Annotated in this window: 11 protein-coding genes and 1 riboswitch; of the genes, 1 reads left to right on the top strand and 10 read right to left on the bottom strand. The window is 53.8% G+C overall.

The window, feature by feature from the left end:
• The first annotated feature begins 135 nt into the window (after window positions 1-135).
• On the top strand, window positions 136-693 hold the full coding sequence (locus PGL02S_RS07555) for a hypothetical protein (protein WP_235187357.1): 558 nt from the start codon (window positions 136-138) through the stop codon (window positions 691-693).
• 101 nt (window positions 694-794) lie between these two features.
• On the opposite strand, the gene PGL02S_RS07550 is transcribed toward PGL02S_RS07555, so the two are convergent.
• The 10 genes from PGL02S_RS07550 to PGL02S_RS07505 all read right to left on the bottom strand — a co-directional run bounded on the left by PGL02S_RS07550 (window position 795) and on the right by PGL02S_RS07505 (window position 14,751).
• Complete coding sequence (locus PGL02S_RS07550) at window positions 795-1,832, bottom strand: hypothetical protein (protein WP_036640593.1); 1,038 nt, start codon at window positions 1,830-1,832, stop codon at window positions 795-797.
• Between the two features lie 155 nt (window positions 1,833-1,987).
• On the bottom strand, window positions 1,988-3,376 hold the full coding sequence (gene fumC / locus PGL02S_RS07545) for a class II fumarate hydratase (RefSeq protein WP_006207041.1): 1,389 nt from the start codon (window positions 3,374-3,376) through the stop codon (window positions 1,988-1,990).
• Window positions 3,377-3,676: 300 nt separating this feature from the next.
• On the bottom strand, window positions 3,677-4,705 hold the full coding sequence (locus tag PGL02S_RS07540) for a DUF2332 domain-containing protein (RefSeq protein ID WP_036640130.1): 1,029 nt from the start codon (window positions 4,703-4,705) through the stop codon (window positions 3,677-3,679).
• Between the two features lie 168 nt (window positions 4,706-4,873).
• Window positions 4,874-6,670: a thiol reductant ABC exporter subunit CydC gene (cydC, locus tag PGL02S_RS07535; protein WP_036640133.1), complete on the bottom strand. Its 1,797-nt coding sequence runs from the start codon at window positions 6,668-6,670 to the stop codon at window positions 4,874-4,876.
• A complete protein-coding gene (gene cydD, locus PGL02S_RS07530) occupies window positions 6,667-8,442 on the bottom strand; it encodes a thiol reductant ABC exporter subunit CydD (protein WP_036640135.1) in 1,776 nt (591 codons plus the stop codon). Before cydD ends, cydC begins: the two co-directional genes overlap by 4 nt.
• A complete protein-coding gene (cydB, locus tag PGL02S_RS07525; protein WP_036640137.1) occupies window positions 8,442-9,458 on the bottom strand; it encodes a cytochrome d ubiquinol oxidase subunit II in 1,017 nt (338 codons plus the stop codon). Before cydB ends, cydD begins: the two co-directional genes overlap by 1 nt.
• The gene (locus PGL02S_RS07520; protein ID WP_036640139.1) at window positions 9,445-10,848 is read right to left on the bottom strand and encodes a cytochrome ubiquinol oxidase subunit I; all 1,404 of its coding nucleotides are present in this window, start codon (window positions 10,846-10,848) and stop codon (window positions 9,445-9,447) included. Before PGL02S_RS07520 ends, cydB begins: the two co-directional genes overlap by 14 nt.
• A gap of 288 nt (window positions 10,849-11,136) precedes the next feature.
• Window positions 11,137-12,939, bottom strand: a complete 1,803-nt coding sequence (ade, locus tag PGL02S_RS07515; RefSeq protein WP_036640141.1) for an adenine deaminase — start codon at window positions 12,937-12,939, stop codon at window positions 11,137-11,139.
• A gap of 377 nt (window positions 12,940-13,316) precedes the next feature.
• A riboswitch (purine riboswitch) is annotated at window positions 13,317-13,418 on the bottom strand.
• Window positions 13,419-13,523: 105 nt separating this feature from the next.
• Window positions 13,524-14,102: an NAD(P)H-dependent oxidoreductase gene (locus tag PGL02S_RS07510; RefSeq protein WP_036640143.1), complete on the bottom strand. Its 579-nt coding sequence runs from the start codon at window positions 14,100-14,102 to the stop codon at window positions 13,524-13,526.
• Window positions 14,103-14,160: 58 nt separating this feature from the next.
• Window positions 14,161-14,751 carry a TetR/AcrR family transcriptional regulator gene (locus tag PGL02S_RS07505; protein WP_172964016.1) on the bottom strand — a complete coding sequence of 197 codons (591 nt, stop codon included), beginning with the start codon at window positions 14,749-14,751 and terminating at the stop codon, window positions 14,161-14,163.
• Between the last annotated feature and the right edge of the window lie 43 nt (window positions 14,752-14,794).

Here is a 14,794-nt window from a genome sequence, read left to right as displayed (position 1 = left end):
CATACCTTTTTTTCCGATATGACAGCTAACCAATCAGCCAGAAGGAGCGTCTATTATAGTAGGAGCTGGCTGCCCTATACTGGCAGCTTACCGAATGCCTGAATTCATCCCGTATTCAAGGAGGTTATCACTGCCGTGACATTCAGAAAAATATCTCTATTTGCCCTCACAAGCGTCCTGTTAGCAACTTCGCTCATCTGGAGCAGCGAGCAAGCGGACGTTGACGCCGCCGCCGCCGCTCCGAGCTATTCCGTAAACGTAGCAGGCACACTCATGAATGACGTATATATTCGCCAAGGCAAGGCCTATGTTCCTCTCCAAGGGTTAGCTGAGGCACTCGGGTACGAGATTTCCTATTCTCTGCAAGCGGAACTGGACCACTTCCATCAATATGATCTGAAGGCTCCAAGCGCTCCCCACATATCGGTATGGGGCAACGCAAGCCGGGGGTATACGATCGTGCGGAAGGCAACCCAAGAGATGAGTGTCAATGACATCAACATCTATGAACCGGAGCTGCTGTGCCCGGAAGCATCGGACTCTTGCAAGCTGGATGAGAGCAAATACGAAGGACCTGTTTTCACAAAAAACACCCTGTACGTCCCTGTACGCGACATGGCCAAGGCCTTCAACCTGAAACTGACCATTTCACGAACAAAGAAAGAACACGTAATTGATCTGTCCAGGAACTAACGGTACGATGATGACTCACACAATCAAAAAAAGAAGCCAAGCCGAGTCATAGACTCTGCCAGGCTTCTTATCATAAGAAGAGCTGAACTCCGTCATCTTGATTACATCTCTCTGATCTCGATATCATCCGCAGACGCCATTTTCGAAATATCGAACTCTCTGAAAAAATGGGTACTCGGCAACCCTCTCATATAATCAAAATCCTGCCCTATCTTCTTCGCAGTATCGGGCGTATTCAAATCCGAAGGATAGTAATTGATCTGAAGGTCCGTTTCCCCCTTTACGGTCACGGAAGGCAGCTTTCGTATCAGCTCCAGCACACGCTCCTGCTCCTCTGGAAGATTAGCCGCGGTGAGATCCGCAAATACGATTAAACTTACATTCTGACGAACTGCTCCATCCGCCCCCTGGCCAAGGCTGTTATAATTGCGCTCAAGCGTCTCGGAATCCGAGAATACGTAGGCTTGCGCAAAAGCCTGGTTTGGATACAGCTCGTCCAGCAGTGGCTTCAATTGCTCTTCAAGCTGCTTCCCCCAGAGCAAGTTCAGATAAGTATCATTCGATAGGGTAGGCGGGCTGCCATCATCACTGTTTAGGGTAAACTCCAGATCAGGCGCCTGCTCAGAATGGGCTCTAAGATTATACGAACTGACAGCCCAGGTATAACTTACTTCCGTTACCTTGAAGGGCTCGCTGTACTTCTGTTCCAGATAAGACTCAGCCGCTTCCTGAACCACCCGTTTCTCCGCTGCCGTCTTCATGAAAGGGGAAGATCCCCAGGTGTACCCGCCATATATGGACCCGGCGAACAGGGCCAGTCCGATTAACGTCCTCAGGATGATTTTCCAAGGTGAGGAGAGCTGGCGCCGCCGCTTCTCGTCGAACATCGGTTTCTTCGGCGATCGGTAGTTGAAGTAAACGATGGGTATAATGAGTCCTACAATATGAAGGACAATGACCAGCGGGCCAATAATCAAGCCCAAGAAACCTAATGTGATGAAAAAAATATAAAGAGCCGCTCCCTGAAGCGCCATAAGCAGCACCCCGCCGATGATCATGCCCGGTGTCCCGATATAAAACATCCCGAGCCCGGTGCAGATCAGGGAGAGCAATGCTGCAAACCACTGATGTTTCCTCAAGTTATCATCCATCCTTTATCCCCATGATTTATGTATGATTGTAAAATCTGACACCCTAATTATAACCGCCTTCGGCCGATGGATAAACAATAAGCCCACTTCACCGCAGTGAAATGGGCTCGTAGTCAAACAGATGCCTCGCGAAAGCTCGGCGCCTATTCCTTCGGATGAATCATTTCTTCCGGACGGACAATCCGGTCGAAATCCTCCGCGCTTAACAGTCCGCTGGCCAGAGCCGCTTCACGGAGCGTTGTGCCTTCTTTGTGCGCTTGTTTTGCAATGGCTGCTGCATTCTCATATCCGATATGCGGATTCAGCGCCGTCACCAGCATCAGCGACCGTTCCATGTTCCCCCGGATGACATCCAGGTTGGCTTCAATGCCGATCGCACAGTTCTGGTCGAACGAATCCATGGCATCTGCCAGCAGGCGTACGGACTGCAGGAAGTTATAGATGATAACCGGCTTGAATACGTTCAGCTCAAAATTACCCTGGCTTGCCGCAAAGCCGATGGTTGCATCATTGCCCATCACTTGGCAGACCACCATCGTGAGTGCTTCACTCTGGGTCGGATTCACTTTGCCCGGCATAATGGAGCTGCCAGGCTCATTGGCAGGAATGGTCAGCTCGCCGATGCCGGAACGAGGACCGCTTGCCAGCCAGCGAACGTCGTTGGCAATCTTCATCAAATCGGCAGCCAGTGCCTTCAGCGCCCCGTGTGCAAATACGATCTCATCATGGCTTGTCAGCGAATGGAACTTGTTGCTGGCAGAGGTGTAGCTTTTTCCGATCTGCATGCTGATTTCGGCTGCCGTCATTTCTCCGAATTTCGGATGGGCATTAATCCCGGTACCAACGGCCGTGCCGCCAATCGCCAGCTCGCGCATCGGTTCTACGGATGAGGACAGCATCAATTCACATTTCTCCAGCATCCGATGCCATCCGCTGATCTCCTGTCCAAGCGTCAGCGGGGTGGCATCCTGAAGATGCGTGCGGCCGATTTTGATCAGGTCTTTGTACTCCTCGCTTTTCTTCTCAAGTGTTTTCTTCAAGCGGCGAAGCGCAGGCAGTACATGCTCTTCTACAGCGACAACGGATGCCATATGCATCGCCGTCGGGAAGGTATCATTGGAGCTTTGGGATTTATTGACGTCATCGTTGGGATGAACACGCAGGGCGCTGCCCTTTTGCTCCAGCAGCTGGTTGGCCCGATTCGCAATGACCTCGTTCACATTCATATTGGACTGCGTGCCGCTGCCTGTCTGCCAAACGACCAACGGGAAATGCGCATCCCACTTGCCGGCCACAATCTCATCGGCTGCGGTCGTAATGGCATCCACTTTGTCCGCGTCCAGCTTGCCCAGCTTGCCATTCACAATCGCCGCGCTTTTCTTCAATATTGCAAACGCCGAAATAATCTCCTTCGGCATCGTTTCGGTTCCAATCCGGAAATTCTCGGAGCTGCGCTGCGTCTGTGCCGCCCACAGCTTGTCCGCAGGCACTCTAACCTCACCTAAGGTATCCTTCTCAATACGGTAATCCATCCCAACTTCCTCCTTTGGCATCTTTAGTTTAGGCTATCCATGGAACGGGAGCTTATTGCCAGTCCTCACTCTCGAAATCGGCAGATTGAACTCCGTCTTGCCCTCATTTCCAAGTTCTCTAAGATAACATGATGGCTCTTGTCAAAAACAACCTGGAAACCAGACTTCATGGGCAAGCTTCCGCCGCTTGTCGTTGAAGCCGCGCTGTCTTCCGCTCCATGAAATAACGTAAACGCTTTATATTCCATCTCTCCTATTATGACACAGACTTGCCCAAGAAAAAATATAGATTCATGCGCTTTATAACAACCACTCGAACCAGCGTGCATGCCCATCCGTCCGCGCGATCGTATACTCGCTTAGCACGCCCCCAAGAATATAATCGGCATGGAGATCGCCATCCCACATATTGTTGTAGACATGTACAATATCACGCGTCTTCCCGATCTCGCTCAGATGCTGCAGCAGGCGGCGTTTGGACGTCTCCGGAATCTGATTGGCCACATGCGTGTGAAATACGCAGATAACGGCCTCCTCCGGGATGACCCTCACAATTTCAGGCAGCAGCTCGGTCCCGTCCCCTTCCCGAAACTGTATCCCCGATTGATGTTTGAGCACCTCCACAGCCTGCTCCAGCATCGTCACCCGATCATGATAGCCCGGCCAGATTAAGGCGCGCAGCCACAAGAAATCCTCCGCGTTCCGTACATCATTCACATGCAGATCAATCCCCATCCGGTAGACCACCGGAGGGCTGGAAGGCAGCAGAAGCGGCAGGCGATCCCCCCTGATCTCTGAAGTCATGCGAACCTTTGAGCCGTTATGACCATAACTCGCTCCATCACCATAGGAATAGCTGTATTGATCCCATAACAGCTGCAATCCGGCACTGCAGCCAAGCTCTACCAAGGCAAGCGGCTTGCGGACTTTGTCGTAGATCGAGCAGAACGCCGGATACAAGTAAGCACAGCGGCGGACTTCATTCGTCTGAACCCGCTTGCTCTCCAGAATCTCGATGAGTACCCCTTCGTGCTTCAGCACAAACGAGCGAAAATGGGGGTAACACGATTTCATCGCTTGCGGCTGCTCTACCAGGCCGGGATAATACGACCTCAGCTCGGCCCCCTCGCCTTGGAGCAGCAAATATTGAACAGCCCCGAACAGCATATTGGGTACCGGCTGACCTGACCGAACAAACGAGGCCACTCGCAGCACCTCTTCATCATCAGCGATATGCCTCGCCAAATACTCATATAAATCGCTGGAGCCCTGACATTCCCGTTCAGCAAAATGATAGAACACGCTGGTTAACCGCTCTAAATCCACCATACGCCACACCCCTAATAGAGAATTAACCCTTTATATCGGCTACAACTATGTTACATCTTTCCAGAAGGAACGTGGATTCCGATCTTTTATCAGACTTATAAGAAAAATAAGATGGGAACAAAAAGAACCGCCCCTGTGAAAAAAGGGGCGGTTCTTCCCATGGACCTTCTATAGTTCCGGAGAATCCAGCCGGTACAATTGTTGATATCGCGGATAGTGCCGCATCAGTTCATCATGCGTGCCACGCATGGCGATTCGGCCGTGTTCCATGAATATGATCTCATCCATCTGCTCCACGCCCACCAGATGATGGGTCACCCAGATCAATGTCCGGTTCTGCAAGCTGGAGAAGATGGTGGACAGGAGCTCCCGCTCGGTTATGGGATCCAGTCCGACCGTAGGTTCGTCCAGAATAACAATGGGCGTGTCCTGCAGCAGGATTCGGGCTAAAGCCACGCGTTGGCGTTCACCGCCAGAGAATCGCTGACCTGCTTCCTGCATGCGGGTGTCGAGTCCACCCGGGAGAGAAGCCACCAGCGGCTCCAGCCGCGCCATGGCAGCAGCATCGCGTATCTCTTCCTCCGTGGCTTCCGGCCGGCCAAGCCGAATGTTGTTCGCAAGTGTCGTATCGAACAAGTGCGGGCTCTGATTCAGTACGGCAATAACGGAAGAGATCTCGTCCCCAAACCGCGCCGCCTCCACACCACCCAGGGTAAGACTTCCCGACGATGGCGCCAGCACCCCCTGTATCAGCTGCAGCAGGGTGGACTTCCCGGCACCTGAACGGCCGATAACGGCCACTTTGGCCCTAGGGGGAATGTCCAGCGATACCTCGGTTAAGGTGTGTCCTGCCTCTCCCGCACCGACAGGCTCCAAGGCAAATGAGCCAGCGGCTGCCCTATCATAGCTGAACATGATGCCATCCGCCTTCACATGAACACCGCCGCGTATAACCGCCTCGGTCTCTTCGTTATTCAGCAGCTGCAGCGGTGCCTGCTTCTCATCGGATTCATCGGCGCTTTCGATGCCCTTAAGCCTCGCCACCGATTGGCCATACTGCGGAATCCGTTCCACGGCTTCGGATACGGGCAGGAATGCGTCCATTAACGGGAACACAACCAGCACAAAAGCCGCAATCAGTGTAACATCCATGGATCCATCCGCGTACTGCCGTCCTGACCAATACACCATCGACACCACCGTTACGGCAACGATGCATTGGCCGATCCAGCCCCGAAGGCGCGACCATCGCTTCAGCGATCTGTCCGTCCGGTCTACCTCGGCTTCATCCGCCTCATAACCAGCCAGGAATTCTGTCTGTCTGCCGCTGACATACCATTCATGGATGCCCAGCACCGCATCGGTCAGCTTCTGGTACAGGTTGTTCCGTGCCTGCTTCATCTCCCGGTTCTTCCGTTTGGTAAGCAGCAGGGATATCAGCGGCAGCGCCAGAATCAGCACCGCAACATACAGCGCAAGCAGCAGGGCGAATGCCGGGTCGAACAGGCCGACGGCCAGAATGATTCCGGCATACAACACAAGCGCAACGATGGATGGGAAGACCGTTCGGATGTATACATCCTGCAAATACTCGATATCATCGGAAAGCACGCCCAGCAGATCCCCGGTGCGGTATCGGGAGGATAAGCGGAGGGCTTGCGGCTCCAGAATGCGATACAGCCGCAGGCGCATCTGGGACAGGATGCGAAGAATGGTGTCATGGCCCACCAGCCGCTCCACGTAATGGACGACCGCGCGTCCGATGCCGAAGGTGCGAACCCCTACCGTCGGCACGTACACCATCAGGATGTTTTCCGGACGGAGTGCCGATTTCGAGATCAAATACCCGGACGTGAACATCAGCATCCCCGCAAACAGGATGGTGAGCACGCCCAGTACGACAATCAGCAGAAAACGCCAGAAGTTTGCCGTCACATAAGGCCGAAACCACGATTCCTGCTTCATTGTACTCCCTCCATCTGCGATGTAATCAATCCATGATATACGCCCCGCCTTGCCATAAGCTCGTCATGGGTTCCTGTTTCGGCTACGCGCCCCTGATGCAGAACGATGATGTAATCCATATCCCGCATCCAGTGCAGCCTGTGCGTTGCAAGAAATACCCATTTATCCTGAAAAAGGGACAGCATCGTCTCCTTCAGCTCATACTCGGTCTCAATGTCCAGATGTGCCGTCGGTTCATCGAGCAGAAGAACCTGCCGACCGCCGAGCAGCGCTCGGGCAAGGGCAACGCGCTGTGCCTGACCGCCGCTTAAAGTCCGCCCGCCTCCGCCGATCATCTCGGCCAGACCGCCAGGCAGGCTGTTCACCAGCTCGGCCAGGCCGGCCGCTTCAACTGCCGCTTCAACCTGAGCCCTTGAAGCGTCCGGCGCATAGAAGCGCACATTGTCCTCCAAGCTGGCGCTGAACAAATACGGCTGCTGCGGCATATAGGTGACCTCACTTCGCCACTCGCGCCGGCTGGAATGCCCCAGCTTCACGCCGCTCAGCTTCATCTCACCGGATGTAGGCGTCATAAACCCGCCTAATAGTTCGATCAGCGTGGATTTACCCGCCCCGCTCTCTCCGACGATGCCGATCCGGCCTTGACCCGATATTCGGAAGCTGACGTCCTCCAAGGAGGCAGGACCCGCCCCTGCATGCTGCAGTCCGATGCCGGACAGCTCAAGTACGCTGCTCTTCTCCCATTGGAACCGCGGCTTGGAGCCAGTAGATGCCGGGATATTATCTTTAATTTTAAATGTTGCACCGGTTTGAGCCTCCGAGCGCTCTTTCCGGGCCTCCCGGACGATGAATTGCATCGCTTCCCCTGCCTGCTTGCCGTCCAGCGTTGCATGAAAGTCAGCCCCGACCATGCGCACCGGAAGAAAATACTCCGGTGCCAGGATCAGGATGAGGAGTGCAGGCAGCAGCTCCAGGCTGCCGTTAATGAGGCGCAAGCCCAGGTTTACCGCTACGGACGCTACCGACAGCATCGTGAAGAAATCCAGTGCAAAGGACGACAGAAACGCAACGCGCAGGGTCCGCATGGTCGCAGCCCTATATCCCTCGCTGACCTGCCCTATGCTCCCGCTGTGCTTGCGGCTCTGTCCCAGGAACTTCAGAGTGGTCAAACCACGCAGCGAATCCACGAAATGATTGGAGAGCATCTGGTAGGAATCCAGCTGCTGCTCGGTCTGCTTTCTCGCGGCAAGTCCCACGAGGATGAGAAACACGATCAGGATCGGCATGGTCACCAGCAGAATAATGCCCGAGATCCGGTCCGTCATGAATACGTACAGCCATACCAGCGCAGGGGTAATGCCCGCCCCCATCATGCGAGGTATGGTCAGCTCCGCATATTTGCGGAACTTGCCGATGCCCTCCAGCACAAGCGTAACCACATGGCCTGTTCCTTCCGACCGGACAAAGGACGGCCCGTTCCGAAACAGCTCCTCCAGAAGCTGCTTCCTCAGGCTCGTGCCCGTCTCCTCGGCAAAACGCTGTGCAATTCCTTGCTGCACGGTGAAAATGCCGTGGCGTGCCAGAAAAGCAAGCAGGAACAAGGCAATGGTCTCCCCCTGCTCCTGCAGCGTGGATCCCGCGAACAGGGCGGATATGGCTTCCGCCAGCCATTTGGCTTGCAGGAGGATGGCCATGCTCTGTGCCAGAGTACATACGGCGACAAGGAAAAATACGATCTTGGCGCCCTTGTATCCCAGCAGATCTTTTCCCATCAGTACTCCAGATGCTCCTTCTCATGTACCCGTTTGTGGAAAACGAAGTAACTCCAAATTTGATATCCCAATACGAATGGCAGCAGCGATACAGCCACAATGGTCATGATTTTTAAGGAATACGGTCCGGAGGCCGCATTATAGATAGTCAGATCAAACGCCGAATGGATGGAGCTGACCATTACGCGAGGGAACAATCCCACGAACACGGATGTAACCAGCAGAGCAATGACGGCCCCGGTCATTCCGAAAGCCCAGCCGTCCCGCTTGACGTTCATGAAATACCCGCCCAGCAGGAATGCAAGCAGAGCCAGCACGAGCAGCACGGTTAACACCGCACCACGCTTCTCGAAGATATCCGTCATGAAATAGGTCATGACCCCGAATGCCACGAACAGTGCCGCCACCGGGAGCAGCAATCTCCGGGCCATGCGGCGCGCACGCTCCTGAAGATCCCCTATGGTGCGCAGCGTCGTAAACATTAACCCATGCAGCAGACAGAGCATCACCATCGTCAGCCCGCCAACAACGGTATAGGCATTCACGACATCGAAGAATCCGGCATACATCTGCATCTCTTCATTAATCGGAAGCCCCTGAATGAGGCAGGAAAAAACAACACCCAGGAGGAACGGAGGAAGCACGCTGCCGATGAAGATTGCACCGTCCCACACCCTTTTCCAGCGAACGTCGCCTACCTTGCCGCGGAATTCAAAGGCCACTCCCCGTCCAATCAAGGCCAACAGAAGAAAGACAAGCGGAATATAGAATCCGCTGAACAGCGTGGCATACCAGTTCGGGAAGGCGGCGAACATCGCGCCGCCCGCTGTCAGCAGCCAGACCTCATTGGCATCCCAGAACGGGCCGATCGAGTTGATCAGCACCCGGCGCTGGGTGTCGCTTTTGGCGAGCAGCTGTGTGGACATCCCGACTCCGAAATCAAAGCCCTCCAAGAAGAAGAACCCGATAAACAACACGGCAACGAGCACAAACCACAGTTCATTAAGAGACAGCATGGTAGCCCTCCTTATTAAACGGATCGCTTGCGGGGCGGTCTTCTTCCTCCGCCGCATACGGCCCTTTCTTAATGACTTTAATGAACAAGTACGCCATAACGGCAGCGAGCACCGCATAGATGGCTGTAAACGTAATGAGCGAGAACAGGATGGAGCCTGCACTTACGTTCGGAGATATACTATTCTCCGTGGTGATCAGTCCGAATACCGTCCAAGGCTGCCGGCCGATCTCCGTCATGATCCACCCCGACGAGTTGGCGATGAACGGCAATGAAATGCCAAACAGCATCAATCTCAGGAACCATCTGCCAGCGTGCTCGACCTTCTTGCGCAGCATCAGCCAGGCTCCGTACAATCCGAGCAGAATCATCACGCTGCCTGCGGCCACCATAATCCGGAAGCTCCAGAAGGTGGTCCGCACCGGAGGTATATAATCGCCGGGACCGTATTGCTGCTCGTACTGGGCTTGCAGCTCCTTCATTCCGATCACTTCGCCGGAGAATTTGCTATAAGACAGAAAGCTGAGCAAATACGGAATTTTAAGCTCCATCTTGTTCTCCTGCTTCTCCGGATCGATGGACGCAATGACCGTCCAAGCCGCAGGATCGTCACTCGTCTCCCACAGGCTCTCGGCAGCAGCCATCTTCATCGGCTGCGTATCCACCAGATACTGCGCCTGCTGGTGACCGAAGACCGCAACCAGAATGGAGGTGGTGAGCCCCACCACGATGGCGATGTGGAATGATTTTTTGAAGAAATCCAGATCCTGCTTCTTCATCAGCTTGTAGGCACTCACGCCTGCTACCAGGAACGCCCCGGTGGCCAGTGCCCCAAAGATCGTGTGCGGGAATTCTACCAGCAGCTGCCCATTGGTGATCAATGCCAGGAAATCATTCATCTCCGCCCGTCCATTATTCATCTCGAACCCAACGGGACGCTGCATGAACGAATTGGCCGCCAGAATCCAGAAGGCCGACATCAGGGTGCCGAAGGACACCAGCCAGATACTGAGCAGATGGACCTTCTTCGATAATCGGTCCCAACCGAATATCCATAGTCCGATAAATGTTGACTCGAGGAAAAAGGCCAACAAGGCCTCGATGGCAAGCGGCGCGCCAAACACATCCCCAACAAATCGCGAATAATCCGACCAGTTCATGCCGAACTGGAACTCCTGCAGAATTCCTGTCACTACCCCGACCGCAAAATTAATCAGGAACAGCTTCCCCCAGAACTTGGCCATTTTCTTGTATACTTCCTGGCCTTTGACAACATACATCGTCTCCATGATGGCAATCAAAAACGCTAATCCGATAGACAACGGTACGAAAATAAAGTGAAAAATGGTTGTCGATGCGAACTGAATTCGCGCCAGCATAACCGGATCCATAAAGATACCCCTTCCTTTAGCTCACGTGATCACTTTAAATTTGATTCTTTTTGTATTTTCGCAGACTGCGGCAGAAAGGATTGTGATCAATATCACAATATTAGGAAGGATTAGGGGCAAAAAGTTATAAACTTGTGACGAAAATCACTAAGTGCGAATGGAATTATGTGAGGTTTATCCATTGGAGCATGACTTGCCGCATCCCCTCACAGGTCAAGCCCGGTATTTACGCACCAAAAAAAGCAGGTTCGCCATGTAGGCCAACCTGCTTTAATGTATACCACCACCTTATTGAACCGCGCGAATCTCCGTCTCGATGAGCTTGAACTCCGTCACGTCCGCGATGCCGCGATTGGTAATGCGGATTTCGGGAATCACCGGCAGCGCGATCAGGGAGAAGGTCATGAACGGCGCATGGATGAAGCACCCCAGCTCCTTCCAGGCTTCCTCCAGTGCAGCAACTTCTTCCGCTACGATCTCCACTGGACGATCCGCCAGCAAGCCGGCAATGGGCATGGCCACCTTCGCGAGCACCTGACCGTCACGCACCACGATCATCCCGCCGCCGCAAGCTGCCAGCTCATTCGCCGCTAGCGCCATATCCTCGGCACTCGTGCCCATCACCAGCAGATTATGGCTGTCATGCGCCACCGTGGAAGCGACCGCACCGGATTTCAATCCGAAGCCGCTCGCAAAGCCAAGCGAGATTTGTCCGGTTGCGCCATGGCGCTCGATGCACGCAAGCTGAACCACGTCTTGGTTAAGGTCAGGCTGAATGATGCCCTGCTGCACGGGGAGCACCGCTGTCATTTTGGCTGTGCGGGCACTGTTCTCGATGACCCGCACCACGTTGACTTCCGTGCGTGCGGTATCCCACTTGCTGCGGAGCAGGAAATCCTCCGCTGTCAACGGACGCTGCAGGCGAACCGAATGGAACGCTTTTTCCGGATATTGATATACAGGGAATGGCTTCACAACTTGGCCGTTCTCCGCAACCACCTCACCATCGGTGATCACAATCGACGGCACCATGCTGTTCAGATCATCAAGCAGCAGAATGTCTGCCGTTTTACCTGGCGAGATGCTCCCGAGTTCGAGATCCATCCCGAAGTACCGAGCCACGTTGATCGTACCCATCTGGATGGCCGTCACCGGATCCACACCCTCTTCGATCGCGCGGCGCACCACATGGTTCATATGGCCAAGCCTCAGCAGCGTCTGCGGATACACGTCATCCGTCACCAAGGAGATATTGTCCGTACGCACCTTGTCTTCCGTCACCACCTTGATGACTTCCTTCACGTCCTGCCAAGCCGATCCTTCACGGATCATCAGGTGCATCCCGAGGCGAACCTTCTCTAGCGCCTGCTCTCTCGTCACCGTTTCATGATCGGAGCTTACCCCGGTTGCCAGATACGCCTGAAGCATCCGGTCGTCCTCTGCGGGAAAATGTCCCGTCACCGTCTTGCCGGCACGCAGCGTGGCTTCGATCTCACCGCTCATCGTCGGATCGCCATATACCACGCCCGGGAAGTTCATGACTTCGCCAAGCCCGGCAACTCCAGGCCAGGTCAGCCCTTCTTCGATATCTTCCACGCCAAGCTGGGCTCCTGCATCCTCCAGATCAAACGTCGCCGGCACGCAGGAAGGGATGGTAGTGAATACCTTAAGCGGCAGCTGCTGTCCTTCCTCGTGCATCCACCGCACACCTTCCATACCGAATACATTGGCGATCTCATGAGGGTCCATATAGATCCCGGTGGTTCCGCTAACGATGGCCGCTTTCGCAAACTCGGTCACGGTCAGCATCGTGCTCTCCACATGCATATGGCCGTCAAGCAGACCCGGCGAGATGTAACGGCCATTCGCCTCGATGACCCGGGTACCTTCCCCGATCGTATGATCGGCGCTGCCGATATAAGCGATGCGTCCGAATGCCATCGCCACGTCCACCTGCTCCTGAAGCTCGCCTGTAAACACATTGACCAGCGTGCCGTTCTTGATAACCAGGTCGGCCGGTGCCTGTCCTAACGCCACTTTCCCCAGCTCCCGGCTGACCTCGTATCGTTTCTGTCTCTTGCTTGAACTCATGATGAATGCACGCTCCCCTTTTTTTAGATATCAGAAAGTATAAACTTCAAAGCTTGTGACTTCCTGATATTGCAATAAAGACTTCTTCTAACTTCGATCTGTCATCTGTGAAAGTACGTCGATAGACGTTTTTCTTATGATGAAACGGTAAAAGTACAAAATCAATTCTACGCGCAAGCACGTAAAACAACCCGGACAGCGTATCTGCCCGGGTTGCCTGAACTAACTATATCCATAGAGGAAGAGAAGCCCGGTGCATCAGCAATGCATTGCTAATAGTCTGCACAACACCCCATCCGTTAAAACCTGCCGGTACCCGGATTCCAAGGTGATCTTACCGCCCGCCTCTCCATTCCATTCGAAGCCGGGCGCTGGACTCTGGCTCTCATCCTTCATGTAGTCAAGTCATTTACGGTAACCTGGTAGAAACGCCTGGGCCCTATTCCCCGGCATATACATTAAGATTTGATTTTGATCCTGTTTACCCTTCAATTCTCTTTTGTTTCATTTGTTGTATGAATTATAATCTTCTTGCCCGAGAAGTCAAGTGTTTGGAAAGAACTGCACATCGGCGGCAACGGCCTCTACGCCAGTTTCCTCCCCATGTTCTGTACGCGCTCAAGCCATTGCTTTTTTGCGCTCTCAGGCATTTTGCGAAGCTGCGTGATGTTCGTGGCACGAACCGAGCTCACGCCGCAGAACTTCAGAATGGAATGCTTCATCATTTGATGCCCGGGCTGACCCAGATAGAAGCGATAGTAAACGTAGGGCGAATCCATCGTGACAATCAATCGGGCGGTTTTCCCTTTGAGCAGCTGCTCCGGCAATGGAGAGTTCCGGCGGTACTTAAACGCAAAGCCCGGCAAAAAGACTCGGTCGATAAACCCCTTCAGCAGTGCCGGCATGCCGCCCCACCAGTTCGGGTACACAAATACCAGATGATCCGCCCATGCGATGAGCTTCTGCGCTTCTTGCAGATCGGGCTCCAGAGCTTGATCCCCCTTATAGCCGCCGGACAGGCTCAGATCAAAATCCATCTCTCCAAGCACCAGCTCACGCACCTCTGCCCCTGATTCGGCTGCCCCCTGCGCATATCCCTTGGCCAAATGACTTCCATAACTGTTCTCAATCGGATTGCCCTGAATAATCAAAATCTTTTTCATACACGTTCCCCCTGTTAATTTGGTTAATAAACACTAACCTTAAGGTAAAAAGAAAAGGTCACACCGGACCCTTCCCTAAACCTGTCAAAGCCAGTAGATGTGCCGTCACCTCAGGCGCCAGCGCCGAGAGCGGTTCCTCAAGCTCCCCTTGCATCGTTGAAACGGCCAGCTGATTGAATGCACCGATGATCAACACCGCGGTTAAGCGTATATTCTGCGGCGGAATATCCCGCTGCAACACCGCTTGATCGAGCAGATCGCATAATGCATCGAGCGGCTGACGCCCCCTGCTCTTGAGCACCTCCGTAAACAGCTCGTGATGCTGGGACAACAGCAGCAAGCCGTATTTATCCTCGTCATAAGACTCCAATACACGGGTGACCAAGGCGGACAACTTCTCTGCGAACAGTCCGGTTTGGGAAGCGTAATCATCCACCAAACGTGTGTAACTGCCGCAGTATTCCTCGAATGCCTCCGCAGCAACGGCATCCTTATTCGTAAAATGCTTATAGATCGCTGCATCCGTCACACCGGCTGCCGCGCCGATCTCCTTCACCGATACCCCGTCAACGCCCTTCTCGGCAAAGAGTTTCATGGCCGCCTGCAATATTTCCTTCTTCTTGCTATCGAAATGCGGTTTCTTTTTCATAATCATATCATAAGTGAACACTAACCAAATTGCAATGGGAATG

This window comes from Paenibacillus glucanolyticus NBRC 15330 (genome assembly GCF_004000885.1).
Taxonomy (GTDB): domain Bacteria; phylum Bacillota; class Bacilli; order Paenibacillales; family Paenibacillaceae; genus Paenibacillus_AQ; species Paenibacillus_AQ glucanolyticus.
This window is presented reverse-complemented; position numbering and strand designations above follow the sequence as displayed.

Excerpts from the sequence above, each read along its gene's own strand:
- PGL02S_RS07505 (WP_172964016.1), bottom strand. The coding sequence starts at position 14,751 with ATGAAAAAGAAACCGCATTTCGATAGCAAGAAGAAGGAAATATTGCAG.
- cydD (WP_036640135.1), bottom strand. The coding sequence starts at position 8,442 with ATGGGAAAAGATCTGCTGGGATACAAGGGCGCCAAGATCGTATTTTTC.
- cydC (WP_036640133.1), bottom strand. The coding sequence starts at position 6,670 with ATGAAGCAGGAATCGTGGTTTCGGCCTTATGTGACGGCAAACTTCTGG.
- fumC (WP_006207041.1), bottom strand. The coding sequence starts at position 3,376 with ATGGATTACCGTATTGAGAAGGATACCTTAGGTGAGGTTAGAGTGCCT.
- PGL02S_RS07520 (WP_036640139.1), bottom strand. The coding sequence starts at position 10,848 with ATGGATCCGGTTATGCTGGCGCGAATTCAGTTCGCATCGACAACCATT.
- ade (WP_036640141.1), bottom strand. The coding sequence starts at position 12,939 with ATGAGTTCAAGCAAGAGACAGAAACGATACGAGGTCAGCCGGGAGCTG.
- cydB (WP_036640137.1), bottom strand. The coding sequence starts at position 9,458 with ATGCTGTCTCTTAATGAACTGTGGTTTGTGCTCGTTGCCGTGTTGTTT.
- PGL02S_RS07510 (WP_036640143.1), bottom strand. The coding sequence starts at position 14,102 with ATGAAAAAGATTTTGATTATTCAGGGCAATCCGATTGAGAACAGTTAT.
- PGL02S_RS07540 (WP_036640130.1), bottom strand. The coding sequence starts at position 4,705 with ATGGTGGATTTAGAGCGGTTAACCAGCGTGTTCTATCATTTTGCTGAA.